Annotated in this window: 23 protein-coding genes, 2 tRNA genes and 2 pseudogenes; 12 read left to right on the plus strand and 15 right to left on the minus strand. The window is 71.0% G+C overall.

Going from position 1 to position 25,760, the window contains the following annotated elements; translation table 11 throughout:
* Positions 1–63: 63 nt before the first annotated feature.
* The 7 genes from ABZ795_RS04240 to ABZ795_RS04270 form a co-directional block, all read right to left on the minus strand.
* Positions 64–2,148, minus strand: coding sequence for an acyltransferase family protein (locus ABZ795_RS04240; RefSeq protein ID WP_357528721.1), 2,085 nt, complete (start codon positions 2,146–2,148; stop codon positions 64–66).
* Positions 2,138–3,439, minus strand: a complete 1,302-nt coding sequence (locus ABZ795_RS04245; RefSeq protein ID WP_357528723.1) for an O-antigen ligase family protein — start codon at positions 3,437–3,439, stop codon at positions 2,138–2,140. Before ABZ795_RS04245 ends, ABZ795_RS04240 begins: the two co-directional genes overlap by 11 nt.
* 1 nt (position 3,440) lies before the next feature.
* The gene (locus tag ABZ795_RS04250) at positions 3,441–4,775 is read right to left on the minus strand and encodes a lipopolysaccharide biosynthesis protein (protein ID WP_357528725.1); all 1,335 of its coding nucleotides are present in this window, start codon (positions 4,773–4,775) and stop codon (positions 3,441–3,443) included.
* Positions 4,772–5,836 (minus strand): glycosyltransferase, encoded by a 1,065-nt coding sequence (locus ABZ795_RS04255; RefSeq protein ID WP_327022459.1) that lies wholly within the window; start codon positions 5,834–5,836, stop codon positions 4,772–4,774. The genes ABZ795_RS04250 and ABZ795_RS04255 overlap by 4 nt, the downstream gene beginning before the upstream one ends.
* A complete protein-coding gene (locus ABZ795_RS04260; protein ID WP_327022458.1) occupies positions 5,836–6,798 on the minus strand; it encodes a glycosyltransferase in 963 nt (320 codons plus the stop codon). The genes ABZ795_RS04255 and ABZ795_RS04260 overlap by 1 nt, the downstream gene beginning before the upstream one ends.
* A 115-nt stretch (positions 6,799–6,913) precedes the next feature.
* Positions 6,914–8,461 (minus strand): sugar transferase, encoded by a 1,548-nt coding sequence (locus tag ABZ795_RS04265; RefSeq protein ID WP_357528728.1) that lies wholly within the window; start codon positions 8,459–8,461, stop codon positions 6,914–6,916.
* Positions 8,462–8,576: 115 nt separating this feature from the next.
* Complete coding sequence (locus ABZ795_RS04270; protein WP_357528730.1) at positions 8,577–9,644, minus strand: LCP family protein; 1,068 nt, start codon at positions 9,642–9,644, stop codon at positions 8,577–8,579.
* A gap of 114 nt (positions 9,645–9,758) precedes the next feature.
* Here ABZ795_RS04270 and ABZ795_RS04275 point away from each other — a divergent pair, with 114 nt between their 5' ends.
* Both ABZ795_RS04275 and ABZ795_RS04280 read left to right on the plus strand, forming a co-directional pair.
* Positions 9,759–10,592 (plus strand): class I SAM-dependent methyltransferase, encoded by an 834-nt coding sequence (locus ABZ795_RS04275; RefSeq protein WP_357528732.1) that lies wholly within the window; start codon positions 9,759–9,761, stop codon positions 10,590–10,592.
* 4 nt (positions 10,593–10,596) lie between these two features.
* Positions 10,597–11,415 (plus strand): MOSC N-terminal beta barrel domain-containing protein, encoded by an 819-nt coding sequence (locus ABZ795_RS04280; RefSeq protein WP_357528734.1) that lies wholly within the window; start codon positions 10,597–10,599, stop codon positions 11,413–11,415.
* A 135-nt stretch (positions 11,416–11,550) separates the two neighbouring features.
* Here ABZ795_RS04280 and ABZ795_RS04285 read toward each other — a convergent pair.
* The 3 genes and pseudogenes from ABZ795_RS04285 to bcp form a co-directional block, all read right to left on the minus strand.
* Positions 11,551–12,066 (minus strand): annotated as a pseudogene (locus tag ABZ795_RS04285) (GNAT family N-acetyltransferase); the annotation flags it as partial.
* A 71-nt stretch (positions 12,067–12,137) separates the two neighbouring features.
* Positions 12,138–12,223: transfer RNA gene (locus ABZ795_RS04290), tRNA-Leu, on the minus strand.
* 64 nt (positions 12,224–12,287) lie between these two features.
* Entirely contained in the window at positions 12,288–12,764 is a 477-nt protein-coding gene (gene bcp, locus ABZ795_RS04295; protein ID WP_357528736.1) for a thioredoxin-dependent thiol peroxidase, read from the minus strand.
* A gap of 169 nt (positions 12,765–12,933) precedes the next feature.
* Between bcp and ABZ795_RS04300 the strand changes: the two genes are divergently transcribed.
* From ABZ795_RS04300 to ABZ795_RS04315, 4 genes are read left to right on the plus strand one after another with little or no spacing between them, the layout of a single operon-like run.
* Positions 12,934–13,650, plus strand: a complete 717-nt coding sequence (locus tag ABZ795_RS04300; RefSeq protein ID WP_357528738.1) for an energy-coupling factor ABC transporter permease — start codon at positions 12,934–12,936, stop codon at positions 13,648–13,650.
* The gene (locus ABZ795_RS04305; protein WP_357528740.1) at positions 13,647–14,066 is read left to right on the plus strand and encodes a PDGLE domain-containing protein; all 420 of its coding nucleotides are present in this window, start codon (positions 13,647–13,649) and stop codon (positions 14,064–14,066) included. The genes ABZ795_RS04300 and ABZ795_RS04305 overlap by 4 nt, the downstream gene beginning before the upstream one ends.
* A 3-nt stretch (positions 14,067–14,069) precedes the next feature.
* Entirely contained in the window at positions 14,070–14,843 is a 774-nt protein-coding gene (gene cbiQ, locus ABZ795_RS04310; RefSeq protein ID WP_357528742.1) for a cobalt ECF transporter T component CbiQ, read from the plus strand.
* Positions 14,843–15,604 (plus strand): ABC transporter ATP-binding protein, encoded by a 762-nt coding sequence (locus ABZ795_RS04315; RefSeq protein ID WP_357529020.1) that lies wholly within the window; start codon positions 14,843–14,845, stop codon positions 15,602–15,604. The genes cbiQ and ABZ795_RS04315 overlap by 1 nt, the downstream gene beginning before the upstream one ends.
* On the opposite strand, the gene ABZ795_RS04320 is transcribed toward ABZ795_RS04315, so the two are convergent.
* The 4 genes from ABZ795_RS04320 to ABZ795_RS04335 are packed head-to-tail and all read right to left on the minus strand — an operon-like array spanning position 15,585 to position 18,541.
* A complete protein-coding gene (locus ABZ795_RS04320; RefSeq protein WP_357528744.1) occupies positions 15,585–16,745 on the minus strand; it encodes a hypothetical protein in 1,161 nt (386 codons plus the stop codon). The two genes, ABZ795_RS04315 and ABZ795_RS04320, sit on opposite strands and share 20 nt — an antisense overlap.
* Positions 16,742–17,458, minus strand: a complete 717-nt coding sequence (locus ABZ795_RS04325) for a thioredoxin domain-containing protein (protein ID WP_327022448.1) — start codon at positions 17,456–17,458, stop codon at positions 16,742–16,744. The genes ABZ795_RS04320 and ABZ795_RS04325 overlap by 4 nt, the downstream gene beginning before the upstream one ends.
* Positions 17,451–17,939 carry a MauE/DoxX family redox-associated membrane protein gene (locus tag ABZ795_RS04330; RefSeq protein WP_327022447.1) on the minus strand — a complete coding sequence of 163 codons (489 nt, stop codon included), beginning with the start codon at positions 17,937–17,939 and terminating at the stop codon, positions 17,451–17,453. The genes ABZ795_RS04325 and ABZ795_RS04330 overlap by 8 nt, the downstream gene beginning before the upstream one ends.
* On the minus strand, positions 17,936–18,541 hold the full coding sequence (locus ABZ795_RS04335; RefSeq protein ID WP_327022446.1) for a sigma-70 family RNA polymerase sigma factor: 606 nt from the start codon (positions 18,539–18,541) through the stop codon (positions 17,936–17,938). Before ABZ795_RS04335 ends, ABZ795_RS04330 begins: the two co-directional genes overlap by 4 nt.
* A gap of 144 nt (positions 18,542–18,685) precedes the next feature.
* On the opposite strand from ABZ795_RS04335, the gene ABZ795_RS04340 reads away from it, so the two are divergent.
* The 3 genes and pseudogenes from ABZ795_RS04340 to ABZ795_RS04350 form a co-directional block, all read left to right on the plus strand.
* A complete protein-coding gene (locus ABZ795_RS04340; protein ID WP_357528748.1) occupies positions 18,686–20,341 on the plus strand; it encodes a copper resistance protein CopC in 1,656 nt (551 codons plus the stop codon).
* A 14-nt stretch (positions 20,342–20,355) separates the two neighbouring features.
* The gene (locus tag ABZ795_RS04345) at positions 20,356–21,135 is read left to right on the plus strand and encodes a YcnI family protein (RefSeq protein ID WP_357528750.1); all 780 of its coding nucleotides are present in this window, start codon (positions 20,356–20,358) and stop codon (positions 21,133–21,135) included.
* 656 nt (positions 21,136–21,791) lie between these two features.
* Positions 21,792–22,031 (plus strand): annotated as a pseudogene (locus tag ABZ795_RS04350) (hypothetical protein); the annotation flags it as partial.
* An 80-nt stretch (positions 22,032–22,111) separates the two neighbouring features.
* Here ABZ795_RS04350 and ABZ795_RS04355 read toward each other — a convergent pair.
* Complete coding sequence (locus tag ABZ795_RS04355) at positions 22,112–23,422, minus strand: glycosyltransferase 87 family protein (RefSeq protein ID WP_357528752.1); 1,311 nt, start codon at positions 23,420–23,422, stop codon at positions 22,112–22,114.
* A gap of 66 nt (positions 23,423–23,488) precedes the next feature.
* Here ABZ795_RS04355 and orn point away from each other — a divergent pair, with 66 nt between their 5' ends.
* The 3 genes from orn (at position 23,489) to ABZ795_RS04370 (ending at position 25,758) form a co-directional block, all read left to right on the plus strand.
* On the plus strand, positions 23,489–24,085 hold the full coding sequence (gene orn / locus ABZ795_RS04360; protein ID WP_357528755.1) for an oligoribonuclease: 597 nt from the start codon (positions 23,489–23,491) through the stop codon (positions 24,083–24,085).
* A gap of 83 nt (positions 24,086–24,168) precedes the next feature.
* Positions 24,169–24,244, plus strand: a tRNA-His gene (locus tag ABZ795_RS04365).
* A gap of 311 nt (positions 24,245–24,555) precedes the next feature.
* The gene (locus tag ABZ795_RS04370) at positions 24,556–25,758 is read left to right on the plus strand and encodes a membrane dipeptidase (RefSeq protein WP_327022441.1); all 1,203 of its coding nucleotides are present in this window, start codon (positions 24,556–24,558) and stop codon (positions 25,756–25,758) included.
* The last annotated feature ends 2 nt before the right edge of the window (positions 25,759–25,760 follow it).

The raw sequence follows: 25,760 nt of genomic DNA on the forward strand, positions 1-25,760 counted from the left end.
CGGTGGTCGTCAGCCGGCGGCGCGGCTACCGGCACGCCGGTGCTGGCCAGCCTGGCGTGCGGGTCAGTCCGAGGGGCCGCGTAGGACCGGGGTCAGGGCCTCGTCGAACATCGGGGCCAGCTTGCGGGCGTACTCGGCCGTGACATGGTTGCCGTCGCGGCGGACGATGACCCCTCCGACGAAGATCGGGCACTGTCCGCCCTGGCAGAACCAGTCCGTGGTGGCCACATGCCAGGCCCGCTTACCACTCCAGACCCGTCCGTCCACCTCGGCGTAGGAACGGTACTCGTCGTCCAGTTGGGAGACGCAGTCCTGCGGGGCGGAGAAGCGGGTGATGCAGCTCTTCGGATCCGGGCCCAGGGGCGGGGGTTGCAGGGCGACGATCTTCCCGGCGGGGGCCAGCCAGTTCTCCCGGGCGGTGCCGGCGGCCCGCTCCCATTCGGCCAGCGCCGACCGGCCGCCGGTGTCGGTGAACCGCTGACGGTAGGCGTTGCTCACGATCACCAGGTCCGGCCGGTTCTCCTCGATGATGCGCCGGACGATCTGCTGGTGACCGGGACAGGACCGGGTGATGGAGTTGATCGGCGAGGTCGTGCCCGAGGCCAGGAAGGGGCAGCCGGCGTAGGTCAGGTCCCGTACCGCCCAGCCCTGGGGCTCCAGGACCCCGCGGACCAGCGGCAGCCAGGCGGTGGCGATGGAGTCCCCGACGACCACGGCCAGCCGGGCGGGGCGGGGTGACCCGATGACACAGTCGTTGCCGTCCGGGATCGCCGGCCGGCAACCCTGCCCGTGCCCCTGAGTGAAGCCTCGGCGGCCCAGTTCACCGGGGGCCGGGGTCAACACCGGCCAGTCCTTGGCCGCCAGCGCCGTACCGATCTGGGCGCTCAGGTCGCTCTGTGAGGTGACCGCCGCCGTCTCGGCCGGGGCCTGCGGCGGCGGGATCAGCACCGCCACCGTGGCCGCCACCACCGTGGTGGCCACCGCCGCCACGGTGGCGTACCGGCTGATCCGGGCGACCCTGCTCTCCGGTGGTCTTCCCGGCGCGCGCGGCTCCAACCAGGAGGATCGACGGATCGGATCCTCCACCAGGTGGTAGCTGAGCATCGAGAGCAGCACCGTGCCGACCAGGGTGAGCACCGCCACGGTGGGTCCACTGTCGGGCAACGCCGCGCCGAGCAGGATCAGCAGCGGGAAGTGCCACAGGTAGAGCGAGTACGAGATGTCGCCGAGGTACCGGACCGGCCGGTTGGTCAGGGGCAGCATCAGATGCTGCCCGCCGACCCCTCCGGCGATGACCAGGGCGGTCGAGATCACCGCCAGGAAGGCCCCGGGCACCGGGAAGGGGGACTGGGCGGTGATGGCCAGCACGGAGACCAACAGACCGATCAGACCCGCCCACTGGTACGCCGGCCGGGCCGGAGCCGGTATCCGGGCCAGCAGGGGTGCCGCCAGGGCCAGCAGGGCACCCACCCCCAGCTCCCAGGCCCGGGAGAAGGTCGAGAAGTAGGCGACCGTGGGGCGGTGGCTGACCTCCCAGAGGGCGAACAGGATGGACCCCGCCACGACCGCACCGAGGACCAGCCCCACCGCCCAGCGGGCGCTGCCGCCGTACCGGCCCCGCCGGGCGGCCAGGCTCAGCACGACCACCAGCAGCACCGGCCAGACCAGGTAGAACTGCTCCTCGACGGCCAGGGACCAGTAGTGCTGCAACGGGGAGACCGGGCTGTCGGTCTGCCAGTAGTCCGTGCCGGTGAAGGCGAACCGCCAGTTGGCCCCGAACAGGGCGGCCCACAGGGTGTCCCAGGCCGTCGATCGCGCCCGATCCCCGAGGAAGAGCAGCGCGGAGGCCAGGTAGGTGAGCACCAGCACCAGGATCGCCAGCGGCAGGATGCGTCGGGCCCGGCGGCGGTAGAAGTCCGCGAAGGAGATCCGGCCCCGCCGGTCGTACTCGGTGAGCAGCAGGCCGGTGATCAGGAAGCCGGAGATGACGAAGAAGACGTCGACCCCGACGAATCCGCCCGCCGGCCAGCCGAGGACATGGTCCAGGATGACCACCACGACGGCGAAGGCGCGCAGGCCCTGGATGTCCGGGCGGAACCCGAGACCCGGGGGCGGCGGTCGCCGGACGGTGGCCTGGTCAACCGGCATCGTGCGGGAGCCTGACGACATCACCGGTGGTCACCGAGGTGTCCACCTGGTTGCCATCGGTCGATCCTAGCGTGCATGCGGTAACCACCAGCAGAGCGAAGATCCAGGTCAGCCCGTCGGCCGAGAGGGGGTTCCAGACCACCTCGGTGAAGGAGTAGATGATGAACAGGGCCACCGGCGCCTTGGCGGAGAAGGCCCGGCCGTCGATCACCGGTGCCCGCAGCAGGGTGGCGATCAGCAGGCCCCACAGGGTCAACGCGATGAACCCTCCGGAGAAGATGGCCAGCACGTAGCCGGAGTGGAAGAAGTGGTGCGGGGCATCGCCCTGGTCCCGCAGCAGGTACCACTTCGAGACGCCGACCCCGGTGGCCTCCGAACCCGCGATGTACTCCCGGGCGTGGATCCAGATGTTGCCCCGGTTGCTCAGGGTGTTCTTCGCCGCACTCCAGGTCAGATAGGTGGCCGTCGCCAGCGCCCCGATGACCACTGACACGCAGAGGGCGAAGTTGATCTGCTGGTACGGCCTACGCCACTCCAGCAGCATGGCCCCGAGCACCCAGCAGGCCACCGCGGCCAGGGCCAGGTAGCTGGTCCGGGAGCCGGTGGCCACGATGACCAGCAGACCGAAGGCCACCACCGCCCACCGTTGCGCCCTCCGCAGCGCGCAGACCGCGGCCACCAGGGTGAAGGAGGTGATCAGGGCGATGTAGTTCTCGGAGTCGTAGAAGCTCTTGAACAGCCCACCCGCCAGCGAACACTTCTCCAGTTGCCCGCCGGTGCAGGCCCGCCAGGCCTGTCCGTAGAAGGCGGTCGGGATGGTCAGCAGGGACAGCACGGCCAGCCCGGTGTAGGCCATCGCGGCCAGGCTGATCGGGGCACCGGCCGCCAGCAACCACACCGCCACCAGCAGCAGACCCGCGGCGGCGTACGCCGGCATCCGCGACCCGTACACCCCCTCGCCGGTGAGCAGGTCTACCGCGACGCACCAGAGGAGCAGGGCGGCGGCCAGGCACAGGCAGATCCGACGCCAGATGTCCGCAGGACCGGCCAGACCACCATGGCGTACGTAGAACAACCAGGCGACCAGGGCGAACACCAGCAGGCCGATGAGCGCGGAGGAGTTGTCCCCGGCGAGCACCGGCGCGGCGTTGGCCAGGACGGCGAATCCGATCAGCCCGATCGCGATCCTCCCACCGCCGAAGGCGGCGGCCACCGTCCGGCGCTGGTGGATCAGCCACCCGGCTACCGCGAGACCTCCCGCAGTCAGCAGGACACCGAAGAGTGTGGTCACCTCAGACCCTTTCCATGGAACGTGGCTGTGCGGGTGCGTCGCCCGGGTCGCGGCGGACGGCGGCGGCCAGGCTTCCCCAGAGCAGTACGGCCAGCAGCGCGTCGCAGAACAGGCTGGAGGCGATGGCCCCCTGCCAACCGTAGGCCGGGATCAGCCACAGGTTGAGTAGCACGTTGAGCACCCCGACGCCGATCTGGCAGACCGTCCGCCGGCCCTGCATCCGGGCACCGGAGAGCGCGTCGGCGGCCAGGTAGTGCAGCGATTTGAGCACCAGCAGGGCGCTGAGCCCCTGCAGGGCCGGTATGGCCGCCTCGAAGTCGGCCCCGAACACCAGCGGCATCATCCAGGCGAAGGCCACCAGCAGCAGGCTCACCGGCACACTGAAGGCCAGGAAGCGTGGCAGCAGGCCACGGGCCATCCGCATGGCCTGGCGGGGACCGTGCCGTCCCGCCTCGAAGAACCGGGGGTAGGCGATCGCGCTCATCGACCGGGCCGGGGTGTACGCGAGGTCGACCACCCGGTACGCCGCGGCGTAGATGGCGGCGCCCTCCGGGGTGCCGAGCCGGGACAACATGACCTTGTCGACATCGTTGTAGATCGACTGGGCCGCCAGCCCCACGGCGAAGAGCATCCCGGTGCGGGCCTGCCGGACCGCGCCCCGGAGACCGATCCCGCCCCGGCCGCCACCGAGCAGGCCACCGGCGATCACGGGCAGGCAGACCAGGGTGGACAGCACCGCCGAGGTCACCGCCCAGTCGTGCAGGGTGACCGGCCCGTCGGCGGCGGCCAGCACGACCGCACCGGCCAACCGGCAGAGGTGCAGTAGGGCGGGGATCAAAGCGGCGAGCATGATCCGACCACGGACCTGGATGGACGCCGCCACGGCCTCGATGAGTCGCCAGGCCACCAGGTCGGCGAAGGCCAGACAGAGCAGGTCGACCAGCGGGACGTCCGCACCCCAGATGGCCAGGCCGGCGGCGGTCACCAGCACGGTGGCGGCGGTGCCGAAGATGGTGGAGAGGAACAGCCCGCGGACGAGGTGCCGGAGCCAGTCGCCCGGGGCGTCCGCGTAGTTCTGCATGATCAGGCTGGGCGCCCCGGCCGACGCGAAGGGCGAGATCACCGCGATCAGGGCGGTGACCCCGACGAACAGGCCGTACGTGCTGAGCGGCATCTCCCGCGCCAGCAGCACGAACAACGCCCCCTGGGCGAGGGTACGCAGCAGGGTGCCGGCGAAGAACTTGCCGGACTTGCGGAGGAAGCCGTCACCTCGCCCGACCCCGGCCGACGAGCCGGCCGGCTGCTCGGCCATCGGCCGCTCGGGGACCGCCGTCATGTCAGGGCCTCCACCCACCGGGCGCTGACCGTGGCCGGGTCGAGTTCGGTGCAGCGGGCGTGCCAGGCCTTCTCGAAGTCCGCCACCCCGGGGCGCCCCTCGCCGGTCAGGGTAACGATCGCCTGGGCCAGGGCCGCCGGGGAGGTGTCCGCCGCCAGGGCGCCCGGTACGAAGGTCGGGATCATCTCGTCCAGGGCGGGAACCGGCAGGGCGGCCACCGGCAGACCGGCCTCGGCAGCCTCCACGAGACTGAAGCCGAAGGTCTCGGCCCGGGAGGGGTGCACCAGCACGTCGGACTCCGCCAGCAGCCGGGCCACCCCGGGCACCCGGCCCAGGAAGGTCACCCGGTCGGTGAGCCCCAACTGGCGGGTCCGCTCGTGCAGCAGGTCCCGCTCCTCGCCGTTCCCGGCCAGGGTCAGGTGATGGTTCGGCGGCAGCAGGGCCAGCGCCTCCAGCGCGCAGGAGTGGTTCTTGTACGGGCGGAAGGCCGCCGTGGTGAGCAGCCTGATCCGCTGCCGGTCGGCCACCGGACGCGGGGCTACGAAGGCCCTGGGCGGCATCGGGTTGGTGATCGTCACCACCGGCTGGCCGGGGGCGAGTCCCCGGACGGTGCGGGCCACCCCCTCGGAGACGGCCACGACCAGGCTGGGGCGCAGCCCGCGAACCCGGGCCAGCCGGGCCAGGGTGCGGACCCGGCGGTCGATGCGCAGCCGCTCCGGCAGCAGCGAATGCTCCCAGGCGACGTAGTCCCGGCCGGTGCCGGCCAGGGCGGTGCCGACCGGCACGCTGCCCCACAGCCCGCTGGCCACGATCCGTACCTCTGCCGGCAGCCGGTGCAGTCGGCGTCGCAGCGGCGGCACCGCCTCCGCCAGCCGGGTGATCCGAGTGCCCAGCCCCAGGGTGTCGATGGCCAGGTCACCCAGGGTGGGCGGGACCTTTCCGGACAGCACCGTAGCGGAGACCTCGACCCCCTGGTCGTGCAGACCCCGCAGGAGCAGCGCTGCGGCCAGTTCCATGCCGTACAGCGGATCCAACTGGGGGAGTACGAAGTGCAGCCGCATCAGCGGCCCCCGCCCGTGGGCAGGGCACCGTTGTCACCGGTGCTGCGGGAGCCGCGCATCGCCACCCGCTCAAGAGCCGACCGGGGCACCAGCCCCAGGGCCGCCAGGACGGCGTTGCGGGCCGAGGGGGCCCGGTTGCGGCGGATGGCGCGCACCATCTCGCGTACCCCCTCGCGGTCGCGGGCCTGCACGGCGTAGCGCAGGGTCTGGGCGGCGATGAAGTCGGAGAAGGTCTCCGGGGCCCACACCCCCTCCCAGCGCCGGGCCCAGTCCCAGGAGGTACGCCAGTCGGCCCCGGCCGAGATCGATCCCGGGCTGCCGACGGTGTAGACCGCGGTGGCCTGCTCGATCTGCACGATCTTCGCTCGCGGGAGCCGGGCCGCCCGCACCAGCCAGTCCCAGTCCTGGTGCCGGGGCAGGGACTCGTCCCACGGGCACTGCCGGGCCAGTTCGGCCGTGGTCAGCAGGGTCGAGGTGGGCAGGGACTGCCGACCCACCCCGAGGTGCCGTCGACGGAAGAGGTAGTCCTCCGGCAGGGTGCCCTCGGTGATCAGGGCGGTCGGTACGGGGGTCGGCAGCGCGGCGCCCCCCGCCTTGCGTTGCAGGGTGCGGGAGGATACCACCGGCAGCCAGCCCTGGCCGGCCAGGCCTTCCAGGACGGGCAGTTGGGCGGCGAGCTTGCCGGGTAGCCAGGCGTCGTCGTCGTCCAGGAAGGCGATGTGGCTGCCCGGGGCGGCATGGCGTACCCCCAGGTTGCGGGCGTACGAGCCGCGCCGTCCCCCGCCGGTGCAGACGATCTCGTCGATCTGGTCCCGCAGTCGGGCGACGCCGGGCGGCACCTCGGCCAGGTCACACACGACGACCACGTGTACGGACACGCCCTGCTGGTCGCGGGCGGTGGCGACCGCCTCCGCGAGGCTGGGCCGGCCCGTGGTCGGGATGACTACCGAAACATCCGGCATCGGTTACTCCAAGCAGTTCGGCTGAGGGGTTCCCCGGGCTAGCCGGCGGTGGGGGAACGGCGGTGAGGGGCGGTGCCGGCGGAACCGGTCCGGTGACGGACCTGGCGCAGGTCGCTCAGCGACCACCACCACGGAACACCTCGGCCACGGTCCGCAGGAGCACCTTGGCGTCCAGCCACAGTGACCAGTTCTCGATGTAGTAGTTGTCGAACCGGGCCCGATCGGAGATCGGGGTGTCCCCGCGCAGGCCGCTGACCTGGGCCAGCCCGGTCAGCCCTACCGGCACCCGGTGCCGCATGGCGTAGCTCGGGTACTCGGCGGAGAACTTCTCGACGAAGTACGGCCGCTCGGGGCGGGGGCCGACCACACTCATGTCGCCCCGCAGGATGTTCCACAGTTGGGGCAACTCGTCCAGGGAGGTCCGGCGCAGGAAACGACCGATGGGCGACACCCGCCGGTCGTGCGCGATGGACCAGTTGGTCTGGGACTCGTGCTCGTTGACCGGGCGCATGGTGCGGAACTTGATGATGTCGAAGGGCTTGCCGTGCCGGCCGATGCGCTCCTGCCGGAAGAAGATGCCCCGGCCCCCGTCCAGGAAGGCCAGCCCCGCGCAGAGCAGCAGGATCGGGCTGAGCAGCAGCAGGGCCACCGCGGCGAAGACCACGTCGGAGGCCCGCTTGAGGGCCCAGTGCGGCCCGGACAGGGTGGTGTCCCCGACCTTGACGATCGGGATGGCGCCGATGTGGTCGCCGTGCGACCTGGAGCCCCAGAGCCGGGGGGCGGCCCACAGGTCGCAGGTGGCGACCTTCGGCTGGCGGAGGATCTCCATCAGCACCAGTTCGGGGCACTCCGGGTCGGCGATGATCAGCACGTCGCACTCGGTCAGCCGGACCAGGTGTTCGAGCTGGTCCAGGGGGCCGATCAGGGGGGTGGTGGCCGAGGCCGTCGGCGGGGGAGTGTCCACATGCCCGACGAACCGCAGCCCGTACCGGGGATAGCGGCGCAGCAGCCGGGCCAGTTCCACCGCGGTCGGACCGCTGCCGATGATGATGGCGTTGTGTTCCACCCACCGTTGCCGCCGGGCCAGGGTGGCGATCTCCCGGGTCAGCAGGCGACCGGCGAGCACCAGGATGGCGGCGATGGCCAGGCCGCGGATGAACTCGACCAGGTACTCCGCGGAGTCGTGACGCAGGGCGGCGATGATGACCACGATGGCGGAGGAGGCCAGCAGTCGGCCGCAGAGGCTGGGCAGCTCATCGAGGATGCTCACGTGCCGACGGGCCTGATAGAGCCCGCCGGCGGCGAAGACGGCCACCGTCAGGACCGTCATGACCAGGGTGCCGCGCCAGTACCGTTGATCCAGCAGCAGGGGGGAGAGCAGGGCGGCCACATCGACCGGCGCGGTCAACATCCAGGCGCGCAGCCCCCGGGTACGGGTGGAGGTGCGGGAACCGGGGTAGGGCAGGACCGCGGTGGCGTCCAGCCCCGGGCGGGTGTCCTCGCCGCCCGTCGGGGTGGACTCCGCCCCGGCGGTGGTCTGTGGGTTCGGAGGCTCCGCCTCCTCCTCGGACTCCGCTGACCGGGAACGCTGCGTCGGAGCCGATACCTCACCCTCGTCGGGCACATTGGTGGCCGGGTAACCCATGACAGGTTGCCTCGACATCTGCTGTTCCTCCCCCGTGGAGTGACATCCAGTGACGCTGCCAAAGCCACCGGAGCGAACGCAGGATACGGTGGCCCTGGCGACAGCCGCCAGAGCCACCGGGACAATTCATGCCCTACTTTCCTGCGCTGAGCACTTCCTTGACCGCGTCCCGGCGAAGGGCGTCGTAGAACTTCGAGGCCTTCTCCGGGTCATCGAAGACGACACTCTCGCTGCCCACCCGGCCGGTGCCCTTGGTCGGGTTGGTCATGAAGGTCAGGTCGTTGCCGCGCAGGCCGCGAAGCTCCATCGCCATGTCCACCAGGGACATCTTCTTGTCGACCGATACGGCATTCGAGGTGGCTCGGACGAAGGAATTGAGCTTGGTGGGACTTGTCAGAATTCCGCCGGAGGTGGCTCTGTCCAGAATGGCCTTGATGACCTGCTGCTGATGTTTGATCCGGGTGAAGTCGCCGTCGGCGAACTGCTTGCGTTGCCGCGAGAAGTCCAGTGCGGTGGCCCCGTCCATCTTCTGCCGACCCCGCTCGAAGGTGCGGAAGGGGGGATGGATCGAGGTGAACCGCTTCTCCGAGTTGACCTCGATGCCGCCCAGGGCGTCGATGATCTCGGTGAACCCGGCGAAGTCCACCATCAGCACGTGATCGATCCGGATCTTGGTGTACTGCTCCACGGTCTGCACCATCAGCGGCAGGCCACCCCAGGCGTACGCTGCGTTGATCTTCGCCTCGCGGCCCCCACGGCCCTCCTTGGTGCGGGGGATCGCCACCCAGGTGTCCCGGGGTATCGAGACGAGTTGCGCGCCGGAGCGGTCCTTCGACACATGCGCCAGGATGATGGTGTCCGCCCGCGAACCCCCGGTGCTCTCCGGATCCCGCGAGTCGCTGCCGAGGATCAGCATGTTCAACGCGCCCTTGGCGACGACCTCCGGCCGGCTCTCCTCGGGTATGCCCTCGAAAGCGTCAAGGCGCTCGATGTCGGACTCGACCGACTTGAGATAGAAGCCGGCCCCTACCGCGCCGCCCACCCCGATCAGGGCCAGCACCAACACGCTGATCAGCGTGATCCGCAGCCACCGTCGGCGTGGTCTTCTCGCCGGGGCCGCCGTTGTCTCCGACCCGTCGGTGTCCCCCGCCGGCAGTGTCTGCTCCGGAACGGTCGTCCCGGCCTGCTCTCCACTCGACATGGCGCGATGCTACTTAACCCCACCCACGAGCAGGGTCCCGGCGGGCCGGGAACCGGCCAGATCAATCTTCATCGTGTTTCCCCAATGTTTCGGTCCGTCTGATAGAACCCACGGGTGGACGCCGTCAAGCTGCGTCGGGCCATCGCCCGCACCCGCCTAGCCCCCGTCGCCGCCTTCCCCAAGCGGCTGGTAACGGTGGCCCGCCATGACGTCAAGGTGCTGCGCACCTCGGCCCGATGGCTGCTCGCCTCCCGCGAACACCACAACTACACCTACGAGCTGACCAAGCTCAGCCGCAGCCACCTGGCCTGGTTCGTCAGCGTGGTGTGTGACCTGCCGGTGACGCAGGTCCGCAGCTATCTGGAGGAGATCGAGTCGGACGAGGCCCTGCGCCAGCACATCGCCTCGGCCACCGGCAGCGCCGCCCGCCGGGGCCTGGCCGACAAGCAGGTCCGCTACGCCCGGCGCATCGGGTGGTACGCCATCGTGCGCGCCCGTCGACCCGGCCACATCGTGGAGACCGGTGTGGACAAGGGGCTGGGCAGCTGCGTACTGGCCGCCGCCCTGTTGCGCAACGCCGCCGAGGGCCACCCCGGCCGGGTCAGCTCCATCGACATCAACCCCGAGGCCGGTTACCTGGCCCGGACCGCCCCCTGGTCCGAGGTGATCGACCTGGTCATCGGAGACTCGGTCGAGTCGATAACCGCCCTGGACCGGCCGGTCGACCTGTTCCTGCACGACAGCGACCACAGTCGAGCGTACGAGAAGCGGGAGTTCGAGGCCGTCGAGCCGAAGCTGGCCCCCGGGGCGATGCTGCTCACCGACAACGTCACCCACACCAACGTGCTGGCCCGGCACGCCGAACGCACCGGCCGGAAGTTCCTCGCCTACCGGGAAACCCCGGCGAACCACTGGTACCCCGGGGACGGCATCGGCGTGGCATGGTGACCGGGTGCGGGTCAGCGAGATCAACACCTATCCGGTCAAGGGTTGTCGCGGCCTCAACCACTCCGAGGCCGAGGTACGACCCTGGGGGCTGGACGGCGACCGGCGGTGGATGCTCGTCGACCCCGAGGGGGTGGGGATCACCCAGCGGGAGACGACCGCCCTGGTCCGGGTGCACGCCCACCCCGAGACCGGTGGCCTGTGGCTACGCGCCGCCGACCGACCCGACCTGTGGGTACCGCAACCGTCCGAGGTCACCCCGGTGCAGGTGCGTACCTTCCGGCGCCGGGCACTGCGGGTAGCGGCCCTGCCCGCCGGTCCGGCCGCGGACACCTGGCTCAGTCAGTTGCTCGACCGGCCGGTGCGCCTGGTCTGGCTGGCCGAGCCGGCCCGGCACATCGAGGCGGGCCGCAAAAAGCACGACCCGGGCGATCAGGTCAGCTTCGCCGACGCGTACCCCGTCCTGCTGACCAGCACCGCCTCCCTGGCCGCCCTCGGCGACTGGCTGACCGAGGCCGGTGCGGACCCGGTCCCGATGAGCCGGTTTCGGCCCAACCTGGTCATCGAGGGGGCACCCGCCTGGGCCGAGGACGACTGGGAAGGGCGCAGCATGCGCATCGGCGGGGTGGCCTTCCGGGCCGCCGGGCCCTCGGCCCGTTGCCTGGTCACCACCACGGACCAGCAGACCGGGGTACGCGGCCGGGAGCCGCTGCGCACCCTGGCCCGGCATCGCAATGTCGACCGGCAACTGCTGTTCGGGCTCAACCTCGTACCGCTGGAGTCCGGCCGGGTACGCCTGGGTGACCCCGTCTTAGCTTTCGCTTAGGTCGCTTGTCCGGCTCGGCCGTCGTCCGGCAGCATCGGTGCGCGTGACCGACGGAACCGATGGCCCCGCCGCACGGACAACAGCCCGGCGTCCCTCCCCAGGGGTAGCCGGCTGGCTGGCGGGGCCGTGGTCCTCGGTCAGTCCGAGCCACATCAGGATCTCGTCCCGGTCGTCGCCGGGGGCCACCCGGATGGCGCCGGGCCAGCGGCCTACCTCGCGGTATCCGAGTCGCCGGTAGAACCGGTCCAGCCCCAGCCCGTCGCGTACGGTCACGTGCAGCGCCGACAGGCCCAGGTCCCGCCCGATCTGGGCGGCCGTACGCATCAGCGCCTCACCGACCCCGCGTCCCTGGGTGTCCGGGTGGACCATCACCCGGGTGAGGGTCCGCAGGTGCGGCTTCAGGTGGAACCGGGGATCGGTGAAGATCGCCATGGCGACCAGTCGGTCGTCGTCGTAGCCGAGCAGCAGTCGGTCGGGGCCCTCGGCGATGCCGGCCAGGGTCGGGTCGGCGATCGTCCGTACCTTCTCGGCCGTTACCGGTGCCACGAAGCCGACCGCGCCGCCCGCGTTGGTGACCTCCACCCAGAGGGCGACGATGTCGGCGCGCAGCTCAGGGGTCAGTTCGGGATCGAGGAGGAAGCGCAGGGTCACCCGGACATCCTGCGCCGGGCCGCCCGCCGGATGCCCGTGATCGTGATGGGCCCGACAGGGGAACAGGGTGTTGGTGCGGGAGGGGGGATTCGAACCCCCACGTCCTTTCGGACAATAGGACCTAAACCTACCGCGGCTGCCATTACGCCACTCCCGCCGGCCCTGAAGAGTCTAGGGTGTCGCCCCGGCCCGCTGTCGAGGCCTCCGACGATCACATCTGGTCAGTCCAGCCCGAGGTCTCGGCGCAGCTTGGCGACATGGCCGGTGGCCTTGACGTTGTAGAGCGCCCGCTCGATCTTGCCGTTCTCGTCGATCACGAAGGTCGAACGGATCACCCCGGTGACCGTGCGCCCGTACGACTGCTTCTCGCCGTACGCCCCGTAGGCGGTCAGCACGGCCTTGTCGGTGTCGGCGACCAGCGGAAAGGTGATCGCGTCGCGCTCGCGGAACTTGGCCAGCTTCTCCGGCTTGTCCGGGGAGATGCCGATCACCTCGTAACCGGCGGCCTGGAGGGAGCCGAGCGAGTCGCGGAAGTCGCAGGCCTGCTTGGTGCAGCCGGGGGTCATCGCCGCCGGGTAGGCGTACAGGATGACCTTGCGGCCGCGCAGGTCGGCCAGGGTGACCTGCCCGCCGGTGTCGGTGGGCAGGGTGAACTCGGGCGCCGGGTCACCGGGAGAGAGACGAGCGGGTGCGGTCATGGGCCGACCATACCGGCGTGCCAGCGACCATGACGGCGGGCTCCGGAGGGTGTCCGATGTGTCGGCAGGCGGCAGGAATTTGCTGTTGCCAGATATTGGCAACAGCAGGGGCCGGGAAATACGCTCACCCTGCCGGCGAGCGCGGGCCCGCCGTCACGTGGGAGGTCACGTGGAAAACCTGGCCATGCACATCTCCAACGGCATCATCGACGGTCCGGTCGCCGCGATCTTCGCGGTGATCGCTCTGGCGGCTATGGCACTAGCCGTCCGCCGGGCACGGCAGGACCTGGACGACCGACTCGCCCCGATGGCCGGCCTGGTCGCCGCCTTCATCTTCGCCGTGCAGATGCTCAACTTCCCGATCTTCACCGCCGGGGTCAGTGGCCACCTGCTCGGTGGGGCCCTGGCCGCCATGCTGGTCGGCCCCTGGGTCGGCGCACTGTGCATCGCGGTGGTGCTGGTGGTGCAGGCCCTGGTCTTCGGCGACGGTGGGGTGGCCATGCTCGGGCTCAGCATCACCAACATGGGTGTGATCGCGGTCGGGGTGGCGTACCTGCTGATCGCGTTGCTGCTGCGGGTGCTGCCGCGTACCCCGGCCGGGTTGGCTGTCACCGCGTTCGTCGCCGCGCTGGTCAGCGTGGTGGTCGCGGCGATGGGCTTCGTGTTGCAGTACTGGCTGGGCGGCACCGCCGACCTCGGCGGCAACCTGGCCGGGCTGGCCGGGACGATGGCGGTGTCCCACCTGTTCATCGGTATCGGCGAGGGCCTGATCACGGCCGTCACGGTGGTCACCGTGGCTAAGGTCAGACCCGATCTGGTGTACGCGCTACGCGCCCTCAAGCCGGTCGCCCCGGCGGCCGTCGCCCCCCTCGGGGGTGTCCGGTGAAGCGCCTCTGGGGTTTCCTGGTCGGTGGTCTGCTGGTGGCCCTGCTGCTGGCCGGTGTGGTCAGCAACTTCGCCTCGCCCCATCCCGACGGGCTGGACTCCTCGCTACGCGAGGGCTGCACCTTCGACGCCGAAGGCGAGATCACCGGGGGCAGTTGCCCGGCTCAGCAGGAGAAGGACCATGAGATCGGCGGGCCCCTGGCCGACTACGGCATCGCCGGCATCGACAACGACTTCCTCTCCACCGGCCTGTCCGGGGTGCTGGGTGTCCTGCTGACCTTCGCGGTGGCCGGCGGGGTGTTCTGGCTGGCCCGTCGGCGTGACGCGGGACCGACCCCACCAGCCGACCGCTCGGACCCGCCCGCACCCAGCCAGGAGGCCGAGCAGTCGGGCACATCCGCGTCGAGCCAGGGGTAGCCGGTGGGCGCCGGGCACGCCCATGTGCTCTACCGGGAGTCCGACTCACCGGTGCACCGGCTGCCGCCGGAGGTGAAGATCGCGGCGATGGTGGCCTTCACGATCGCCGTGGTCGCCACCCCCCGGACGGCCTTCTGGGCCTTCGGCGCGTACGCCCTGTTGGTCGCGGGGGTGGCGGTGCTGGCCCGGGTGAGCCCCGGCTGGCTGCTGGCCCGCACGGTGATCGAGGTGCCCTTCGTGCTGTTCGCCTTCGCCCTGCCGGTCATCGGCGCGGGCGAGCGGGTCGAGGTGCTCGGGCTGGGCCTGTCCGTCGAAGGGCTGCACGGTGCCTGGAACATCCTGGCCAAGGGCACCCTGGGGGTCTGGGCCTCGCTGCTGCTGGCCGCGACCACCACCACCCGTGACCTGATCGTCGGGCTGGACCGGCTGCGCTGCCCCCAGGTCATCACCCAGATCGCCACCTTCATGCTGCGCTACCTGGACGTGCTGGTCGACGAGGCCCGTCGGATGCGGGTGGCCCGCATCTCCCGGGGCGACGACCCCCGCTTCCTGTGGCAGTTGCGGGGCTTCGCCGCCGGTGTCGGGACCCTGTTCCTGCGCGCCTTCGAGCGCGGCGAACGGGTCTACCTGGCGATGTTGTCACGGGGCTACACCGGCCGGCTGCCGACGGTGTGGCAGGGCGCGGGTGCGGCCGCCACCACCGGGCAGTGGCTGGTTGCGGCGACCCTGCCGCTGCTGGCCGGCACGGTCGCCGCCACCGCCGTACTGCTGGCATGATGCACCTCGTGCCACCCACCGCACCCAGCCTGGAGGTCCGGGGCGTCCGGTACGCATACCCCGACGGCCACCTGGCCCTGCACGGGGTGGACCTGACGGTGGCCCGGGGCGAACGGGTGGCCCTGCTAGGCCCCAACGGTGCCGGCAAGACCACCCTGGTGCTGCACCTCAACGGCATCCTCACCCCCGCCGAGGGCCACATCAGTGTGGGTGGGCTGCCGGTGACCACCGACCGGGCTCGGCTGGCCGAGATCCGGCGGCGGGTCGGCATCGTCTTCCAGGACCCGGACGATCAACTCTTCCTGCCCACGGTCGCCGAGGATGTCGCCTTCGGACCGGCCAACCTGGGGCTGCGCGGAGCGGAACTGGCCGCCCGGGTGGATGAGGCCCTGGCCGCGGTGGGCATGTCCGAGCATCGCGAACGGGCCCCGCACCACCTGTCCTTCGGTCAGCGGCGCCGGGTGGCGGTCGCCACCGTACTGGCAATGCGACCGGAGATCCTGGTGCTCGACGAGCCCTCGTCGAACCTCGACCCGGCCGCCCGCCGGGAACTGGCCACCATCCTGCGGGCCCTGCCGGTGACCCTGCTGATGGTCACCCACGACCTGCCGTACGCCTTCGAACTCTGCGACCGGTCGGTGATCCTGGACGGTGGGCGGATTGTGGCCGACCGGCCCACCGCCGACCTGCTCGGCGACACCGACCTGCTGGCCCGGCACCGCCTGGAACTGCCGTTCCCGTTCAGTCCCGCTCGGAAGTGACCGCATCCGCTGATGCGCCGACCCCGTCACCACCGGCGGCAGTCCGGCCGGAGGCAGCCGTGCGTCCGGCGGCGGCCCGGCTGGCCGTGCGTCCGGCGGCGTGCAGTCGCAGCACGGCGGCGGCCAGGGCCCCCGCCCCGGCTCCCACGGCCAGCACCACCAGCACCCGGGCCAGGGTCGGTGGCCAGGGCACCGGCACGACCGACCGGGCCAGCAGGGCAGCATTGGTCACCCCGGCGAACAGGGCCAGGCAGGCCCCTGCCAGGGCCACCGGAAAGTCGACCCCGGCCCTGCGGCGCAGCACCCACCAGGCGGCGGCGATCGCGCCGAACCCGGCCAGCAGGGTCCACACCGGCCCGGTCAGCAACCCGACCAGCACCCCGCCGACCCCGGTCGCCCCGGCGTCCAGCACCCGACCGACCGCGAGCAGTACGGCGGCCAGCCCGCCGAGGGCCAGCACCCCACCGACCCCGGCCAGGGCCCGACGCCCCGCGACGGTGGCCGCCGGGAGCAACCCCAGGGCACCCACCGCCAGGGTGCCGAGGACGGCCGCCACCCACCAGGGGTACGCGTCCGGCGGCGGCACCCAGTGCAGGGTGCCCCGGATCTCCGCCGACCCGTTCGGATCGCGCAGCGGCACCACCCAGTCGCGTACCCGGTGCTCCCGGTCGGGGGCGGCGCGGACCTGGGCGGGCGGACCGGCCTCCCGCCACAGCGCCCGCTGGTCGTGCCAGCGGGCGGTCGAACCCGACTCGACCCGACGCCACTGCGGGGCGGCGGCCGGATCCGCCTCCGGCGGCAGGCGGGTCTCCCCGGCGATGGTGCGATTCAGGTACGTCGCGGGGGAGCGGGTGTTCTCGAAGACCCCGTCCGGGCCGACCCGCAGGTACGGCTCACCCGAGTAGCCGATCACCTCCACCGGCTGGTCACCGGTGTTGGTCAACTCCAACCGGGCACCCGCCTCGATCACCCGTACCCGAAGCTGCGGGCGGTCCGGGGTCACGGCGGTGACCTCCACCCGGTAGTCCGTCCCGTTCGGGGCGTCGGCGCCGTGCGCCACCGCGGGAGCGGCGGTGGCGGTCAGCGTGGTGACCATGCCGGCTAGCAGCAGCCCGGCCCGGGTCAGCAGGGCACGGCTCACCGCCCGGCCGCCTCCACCGCGGCGGTGATGTTCTCCGGGGTCCACTCCCGCACCTGCTCACCGTTGACCAGGACGGTCGGGGTGCCGGTGACGTTGGCCTTGGTCGCCTCCTGGCTGACGTGCGAGGTCCACGGCTTGTACTTGCCGTCGCGCACGCAACTGCCGAAGCTGTCGCGGTTCAGGCCGACCTCGGCCCCGATGTCGATCAGCTCGTCGTTGCTCAGCTGCGCACCGTTCTCCGGCGGCTGCTTGTCGAACAAAGCCTTGCTGAACTCGGTGAACTTGCCCCCCTCGGCGGCACAGCCGGCGGCGGCCGAGGAGCGGGTCGAGTACTCCGTGCTGGAGAAACGGTTCAGGAAGGCCACCGGGTGGTACACCACCCGGGCCTTGCCGTCACTGACCAGCTGCTCCAGGGTGGGGCCGCTGGTCTGCTCGAACTGCTTGCAGGCCGGGCAGAGGTAGTCCTCGTACACGTCGATCGTCACCGGCCCGCTGCCGACCGCGATGCCGGTGCCGTCCTGGGTCGCGCCCGGCGGGGCGGTGAACTCCCCGGAATCCTGGCTGGACCAGACACCCCAGCCGATCAGACCCGCGATCACCAGCACGGACACCGCGCCGATCGAGGTCCAGAGGGTCCGCTTGCGCCGCCGTTCCCGGGCCAACTGCTCCCGGACCACGCGGGCCGCGTCTTTGCGCCCCTTGCGACTACTCATCTTCGTCCTCCACCGGTTCGCCCGTCAGCGCGCCGTCCACCGAGACGGCCGTGCGGGGCCAGATCAGTAGGAACCCGGCCAATGCCAGGAAACCCAGGTCCCGGAGGATCTCCGGGAAATAGCTCGGACTCTCCCCGGCCGGCAACTCACCGCCGGTGCCGAAGCAGCCGCAGTCGATCGCCAGGCCCCGCGACCAGGCCGAGATGATGCCGGCGATGAAGACCACCAGCAGCGCCGCGGAGACCCCGGCGGAGAGCCGGGTGGCCAACCCGAGCAGCAGCAGTACGCCGAGGGCCAGCTCGACGAAGGGCAGCACCGCCCCGACGACCATGGAGACCTCGTACGGCAGCACCTGGTAGGCGTGCACCGCCCGGCCGGAGCCGGCCAGGTCACCGACCTTCGTGGCGCCCGCGTACAGCCAGACGGCGGCCAGTCCGAGCCGGACGGCCAGCCCGATCCAGGGCAGCAGTTTCCTGTTCATCCGGCTTGCGCCTGTCCGACGGCCTCGACCAGTTCGCTGCGCGCCCGGGCCACCCGGGACCGGATGGTGCCCACCGGCACCCCCTCCACGGCGGCGGCCTCCGCGTACGACAGGCCCAGCAGTTGGGTGAGCACGAAGGCGCCGCGCCGCTCGGTCGGCAGCCGGCGGACCAGGTCGGCCGCGCCGAACTGCCCGGCCGGGTCGGGGTGCGGCACATCGGTGTACGCGTCCGCGGTGAGTCGTTGGGCCAGCCGGCGGCGCCGGACCACCGTACGCAGATGGTCGGCGCAGGTCCGCCGGGCGATGCCGAGCAGCCAGGTACGGGCGGTGGAACGCCCCTCGAAGGCCGGCAGGGCCCGAAAAGCCCGGAGATAGGTCTCCTGGGTCAGGTCGTCGGCGCTGTCCGGATCGACCAGGGCTGCCGCGAATCGCCACACCTCGGCCTGGGTGGCCCGGACGAAGTCGGCCTGGGCGGCGGGGTCGCCGTCCCGTGCGGCCAAGGCGGCGAGGGTGGCGGGATCGGCCGACGCCGGGCAGTCTTGACCACGGTCGTCGGCCGCTTGGGGGTGAGCGGCGGCGATGTCGCGCGGGGCGGGGATCACGACAACCCAGGTTACGCGGCGGCGTGCTGAGCAGCAGGGTCCTTCGGCCCTTCCAATGCAATGCGCCACGCCGGGAACTTTTTTACCTCAGCGTCCGACTATCCGAGCATGACTCCCGGCCCCGAATCGGCGAGCATGGCCAGCATGACTGCCGCCCCTCGCCGCCGATTCGCGCGGCTGACCGCCGCCGCCGGTCTGCTGGTGACCGTCGTCGCGCTGCTGCTCGCCCCGGCGAGCCCGGCCGCGGCGCACGCCGTGCTCTCCAGTTCCAGTCCCGCCGCCTCCTCCGTGGTGCCGAACGCACCGACCGAGGTGGTGCTCACCTTCAGCGAGCCGGTCCGCAAGGTGCCGGACAAGATCCGAGTGATCGCCCCGGACGGCTCACGGGTCGACCGGGGTGAACCCACCTTCGCCGACAGCCTGGTGAGCATCCCGGTCGACACCTCCGGTGGCAACGGCACCTACCTGGTCACCTACCGGGTGATCTCCGCCGACAGCCACCCGGTCTCCGGGGCGTTCACCTACTCCGTCGGCGCCCCCTCCGAGCCGCCGGTGGACTCCGGCGACGACAGCCGGGCCGACCCGGTGGTCAGCAACGCGGTCAAGGTCATCAAGTTCGTCGGGTACGCCGGACTGCTGCTCCTGGTCGGCGCGAGCCTGGTGCTGGCCGTGCTCTGGCCGCGTCGCCTGCCCCGCACCGGCCCGACCCGGCTGGCCTGGACCGGTCTGGGACTGGTCGCCCTGGCCACGGTCGCGACGACCCTGTTGCAGGTGCCCTACACCAACGGTGGTGGCCCCTTCGACATCACCGGGGCCGGCCTGGGCCTGGTCCTGGGCAGCACCTTCGGCGCCGCCCACCTGGTCCGGCTGGGGCTGCTGGCCGCCGCAGCCGTGCTGCTGCGGCCCCTGTTCGCCGGGTCGGCGGGCCGTACCGACCTGATCATCCTGGGTGTGCTCGGCGGGGCGGCACTGCTCACCTGGCCGTTGTCCGGGCACCCGGCGGCCTCCCCCGCCCCGGCCGTGTCGGTGCTCGTCGACGCGGTGCACCTGGGCAGCATGGCCGTCTGGCTGGGCGGCCTGGTGATGCTCGTGGTGTTCCTGCTGCCCCGGGCCGACGAGCGGGAGTTGGGGGCGATCCTGCCGATCTGGTCGCGGTGGGCGGCCCTGGCGGTCTCCGCGCTGCTGCTCGCCGGCATCGTCCAGGCCCTGATCGAGGTGGCCACCCCGGCGGCCCTGGTGAACACCACCTACGGCCGGTTGGTGCTGGCCAAGGTCGGGTTGTTCGCGCTGGTGATCGGGGTGGCCGCGTACTCACGGCACCTGGTCCGCAAGCGGATCGCGGCCAGCCGACCGGCACCGATGCGCCGGGCGGTCTGGGTCGAGCTGGCCGTCACCGCGGTCGTGCTGGCGGTGACCTCGGTGCTGGTGCAGACCCCGCCGGCCCGTACCGCCGGGGCCGATGTGGCCGGGGCCGAGAGCGGCTACTTCACCACCACGGTGCAGAGCAGCCTGTTCTCCATGCAGATCGAGATGGCCCCCGCCCAACGGGGCAACAACTCGGTCCACTTCTACGCCTACACCCTGGACAACCAGCCGCTTCCGATCGAGGAGTGGAAGGCCACGGTCGCGCTGCCGTCGGCCGGCATCGAGGCGATCGACGTACCCCTGCTGCCGTTGACCGACAACCACGCCACCGGTGAGATCAACCTGCCGTCGGCGGGGGAGTGGGAACTGCGGGTGACCGCTCGTACCACCGAGATCGACCAGGCCACGGTGACCGCCACCGTGGAAATCCGTTAGAGAGGGTTCCATCGATGATCCGTCACCGGCGTACCGTGGGTGCCGTCCTGGCCCTGACGCTCGGCACCGTGGCCACGGCCGTGTTCGGTTTCGCGGCTCCCGCGTCGGCGCACGTGTCGATCAGCCCCAGCGAGGCGAAGCAGGGCGGCTACGGCCGTTTCGCCTTCCGGGTGCCGAACGAGAGCGACGAGGCCTCGACCACCAAGCTGGAGATCTTCCTGCCGGAGAACGCCCCGGTCGGTTCGGTGTCGACCATGCCGGTGCCGGGTTGGCAGGTGGCGGTGGAGAAGCGTCGGGTGGACCCGCCGGTGCAGGTGCACGGCGCCGAGATCTCCGAGGTGATCTCCAAGATCACCTGGACGGCGGACGGTGCCGCGGCGGCCATCGCCCCGGGCACCTTCCAGGAGTTCCCGGTCTCCATGGGACCGCTGCCCGAGGTGGACCAGATGGTCTTCAAGGCCCTCCAGACCTACTCCGACGGCGGCGTGGTGCGCTGGATCGACGAGCCGCAGCCCGGTGGTGAGGAGCCGGCCACCCCGGCCCCGGTGCTCACCCTGACCGCGGCCACCGACACCCCGACCGGGACGCCGGCCGAATCACCCGCCGCCGAGGCACCCGGCACGGCCGCCGGGGCGACCGAGGACGACGACGAGGACGGCAACGGGCTGGCGGTCGGGCTGGGGGTCGCCGGGCTGGTGGCCGGGCTGGCCGGACTGGTGCTGGGCGGCCTGGCGTTCGCCCGTACCGGCCGGTCCGCCGCAGGCCGGAGCGGCGAGGCGACGCCCACCTCCTGACCCCCGATCACCACGAGACCCGCCGGAGCCACTCCGGCGGGTCTCGCCTTTCCTGGGCGGTCTTGTCCGGGTGCCTGCCGGATATCCGCTGATCAGCCCGGTCTCCTCGGTAAGGTCGGCCGGGTGTCTAGCTACGGAGAGAGATGGTGCGGATGCGTTTAGCGCACAGATTGGCCGGGATGCTGCTGCTGGCCGTCGGCATGACCGCGCTGATCGGCGCCGCCGCGCTGGGTCTGCTGACCGGACGGGCCGACCCGGGCGGTGGATACGCGGCCCGCTTCGAGACGGTGCAGACCGACGGACACGCCGTGGTGGTGACCGACCTGGCGGCACTGGTACGCGAGGAGGTGCCCCTGGTCCATCTGGGCGAGACCCGGATGCGGCTGGAGGCCCACACCCCGGAGGGTCCGGCCTTCATCGGGCTGGCCCCGGTCGGCGAGGTACGCCACTGGCTGGCTCCCGCGCCGTACGCCGTCGTCGAGCGGATGGCGTTGACCCGAGGGCCCTTGCCGGTCCGACTGGCGCAGGTCACCCCGCCCGACGGTCAGCTGGCCAGCCTGCCGACCGCACCGGCCGCGCAGACCTTCTGGACCCGCACCGGCACCGGAACCCTGGAGTGGACCCCGGAGGAGTTGAGTGGGCTCAGCCTGGTGCTGATGGGTGTCGACGGCCGCGCCGACCTGACCCTGCAACTGCGGGCCGAACTGCGGCCCGGCTGGCTGGCCCCGGCCACCTGGGGCTCACTGACCGCCGGCACCCTGCTGGTCACCGTCGCCGGGGTGCTCCTGTTGCGCCCCCTCCACCCCCGCGAGGTCGTCTTCGTGGTCGAACCGGACCAGGTCCCGGTCCTGGCCGGCCGCCTAGGCATCAGCTCCCTGACCGGCCTGGGCACCCCCACCCCCCGCCAACCCCTAGCCATAGCCCCCACCCACCCCACTAGCCCCGGTTGATCATGAGGTTGGCGGCAGTCTGAAGATCATCGACTGCCGCCAACCTCATGATCAACGGAGCGGAGCGGGGGAGGGAGGGGGAGGGGGGAAGGGAGCGGGGGTGGGGTGGGGGTGCGGATGGGGAGGGTGGACAGGAGGAGCAGGCAGAGGAGGACGTAGGCGTTGCGGCCCAGGAACTCCCAGGGGGTGTCCGTCGGTACGGGGGCGATGCCCCAGTCGTAGAAGGACACCACGCCGTACACGATGATCATGCAGGTGCCGAGGGCTACGGCGCCCAGTCGACGGCGGCGGCGGGCCCCCTCGGCGGTGTACGGGTCGGCGCGCAGGATCGCGTCGACCAGGAGCACCACCGCCGGAATGAACCAGTAGATGTGGTGGGTCCAGGTGATCGGGCTGATCAACGCCGCCACCAGGCCGGTCAGGGTCAGGCCGGTCAGGGCGTCACCGGCCTGGGAGGCGCGTACCGCCCGCCACAGTCCGTACCCGACGATGGCCGCGACCAACGGCAGCCAGATCAGTCGGCTCGGGTCCTCCGGTGCGGTGAGTCGGCTCAGCAGCCCGAACAGGGACTGGTTGCCGGTGTAGTCGGTGCGGCCCACCCGGTCGGTGGCCCACAGTTCGTGGGTCCAGAACCGCCACGAGTCCGCCGGTGCGACCGCGGCGGCCAGCAGGGTCGCCCCGGCGGCGGTCGCGGTCGCCACCCCTGCCGCCCGCCACCGCCGAGTGGCCAGCAGGTAGACCACGAAGATGCCGGGGAACAGCTTGAGCGCCGCGGCCAGCCCGATGCCCACTCCGGCCCACCGGCTGTCCCGGGGTACGGCGAACAGCAGGTCGGCCAGGATCAGCACCACCAGCAGCATGTTGATCTGACCGAAGGTGATGGTCTCCCGGGTGCTCTCCACCCCGAGTACGAACAGCGCCCCCACCGCCAGGGTGAACAGGTACGGCAGCCGGTGCCGGCGGATCACCGGATCGAGCAGCCACTTCGTGGTGACCAGCACCCCCATCAGGGTCAGCCCGGTGAAGATCGCCACGGTGGCGCCGAGCTTGAGGTGACCGAAGGGCAGCAGCAGGAGGGCGGCGAACGGGGGATAGGTGAAGTACAGCTCGCCCTGCACCCGATCGGGCTGCACGTAGTCGTAGAGGGGATTGCCGGCGGCCCACCAGTCCATTGCCGACATGTAGATCTTCAGATCGAAGAAGTTGTGCGTCCTGCCGGGCAGGTAAAGCGCAGGTAGCGCCGCCGCCAGCACCAGCGCCCCGAGGACCCGGCGGGCCCGGCGGGCACCAGGGTCGGTCACATCGACGGTACGGGGTTCGGCGGGATCGGCGGGCACGGGGAAACCCTAGCGGTCGGTGGCCGCGACGGCGTGCAGCCACGAGCCTTGGGCTGCGCGTAGGCTGTGCCGGTGGCTGATCTTCTCGTCTGGATTGACTGTGAGATGACCGGGCTGGACCTCGGCAGCGACAAGCTGATCGAGGTCGCCGCGTTGGTCACCGATCCCGATCTCAACGTGCTCGGTGACGGGGTGGACGTGGTGATCCACGCCGACGAGGAGGCGCTGGCGGCGATGCCGGAGATCGTCCGGACGATGCACGCCAAGTCCGGGCTCACCGAGGAGGTACGCCGCTCCACGGTGACCCTGGCCGAGGCGGAGGACATGGTGCTCGACTACATCAGCCGGTACGTCAAGGATCCGCGTACCGCGCCGCTGTGCGGCAACTCGATCGCCACCGACCGGGGCTTCATCGCCCGGGACATGCGGCGCCTCGACGCCCACCTGCACTACCGCATGATCGACGTGTCCTCGATCAAGGAGCTGTGCCGGCGCTGGTACCCCCGGGTGTACTTCGGTCAGCCGCAGAAGGGTCTGGCCCACCGGGCCCTGGCCGACATCCGGGAGAGCATCCGGGAGTTGGAGTACTACCGGCGGACCATCTTCGTGCCGCTGCCCGGCCCGGACGTGGACACCGCCAAGGGCATCGCGGCCGGCCTCTGAACCACCCCGCAACCCGCTGGACGCGTTCGACCGTGGTGGGGGTATGATTTCCTCGCACCGCCCGCAGTACGGGCGAGCGCATGGTGGCTGTAGCTCAGTTGGCAGAGCACCGGGTTGTGGTCCCGGTTGTCGTGGGTTCAATTCCCATCAGTCACCCCACCAGAAGTAGGCCCCTTTCGCAGGGGGCCTACTTTTTTGTGTCACTCCATCCGAAATTGGTCTGACCACCTACCTATGCCTGCCGGTCTGGTCGGTCGGCTCGGCTGTTCGTACAGCTGCCCTGAGGTGTTCGGTGCCGGGACGGCTCAGTCGACCGTGCAGCCGTCCTGGCCTGCGGGAATGTTGCCGGTTTCGGATAACGAACAGGTCACGAGGTCTTACCTGACGCGAGCTTTCCTCGGTATGTTGCCGCAAGGCATGAGGTCGGACCTCATTCCTCGTGCCGCTTAGCTGACGAGGTGAGTTGACGAGTGCAGGAACCAGCCCCCCGCTACGCCGGATACCGGTCCTTCGACTATTTGACGCCGCACGTTGACTACAAGGTCTTCGAGCTGGCTCCCGAGATCGGCCGTGTGCCGGAGCACGACCTGGGTCTCAACGCCGAGCAGCACGCCCGGGTGGCCCGGCTGCTGCGCGAGCACATGGCCATCTCGCTGCACGAGCACCCGAAGATCCTGCCGGCCGATGTGACGCAGCTGCGCGACTACAACCGCACCGGCCGCAACTCGTTCGGCTTCGAGGGTCTGGCCCGCTCCGGCATGACCGCGGTCTTCGACAACTTCATGAACGGCACCGGCTGCGTGACCAGTGAGCACGCCTGGAAGTGGGACGACGTCATCTACGACATCGGTCTGCGCTTCGCCGACGTCGCCAAGCAGGACCACGTGGTGGTGGCGACCACGTTGGAACAGATCTTCGAGGCCAAGCGCAACGGCCAGATCGCCCTGGTGGCGGGTCTGGAAGCGGCCACGATGATCGAGAACGAGCTGGACCGGATCGACATCCTCTACGGCTTCGGCGTACGCCAGATGGGCATCGCCTACAGCCAGGCGAACATGCTCGGATCCGGCCTGTCCGAGGACCGCGACGGCGGGCTGACCCACTTCGGGCGGCGCGCGGTGGACCGGATGAACAAGCTCGGTATCGCCATCGACATCTCGCACTCCGGCGACCAGACCTCGCTGGATGTGATCGAGGCCAGTCGGGTGCCGGTGTTCATCACCCATGCCGGTGCCCGTTCGGTCTGGAACACCCCTCGGATGAAGCCGGACGAGGTGATCCGGGCCTGCGCCGAACGGGGTGGCGTGATCGGCATCGAGGCCGCTCCGCACACCACCCTCTCGGCGGGCCACCCGCACCATTCCATCGAGTCGGTCATGGACCACTTCACCTACTGCGTGGAGTTGGTCGGCATCGACCACGTCGCGTTCGGCCCGGACACCAACTTCGGTGACCACGTCGGCCTGCACGACAGCTTTACCCAGCACCTGGCGATCGGTAAGGCCCACGGGGTGGTGGACCACCCGCGGGTTCCGTACGTGAGCGGCATGGAGAACCCGGCGGAGTGCTTCAGCAACATCGTCGGGTGGTTGGTCACGCACGGTTACTCCGACGACGAGATCGCCAAGGTCATCGGCGGCAACATCATCCGGGTTCTTCAGGAGGTTTGGTGAAA

The organism is Micromonospora sp. NPDC047134 (assembly GCF_040643455.1).
In the GTDB taxonomy this organism is placed as follows: domain Bacteria; phylum Actinomycetota; class Actinomycetes; order Mycobacteriales; family Micromonosporaceae; genus Micromonospora.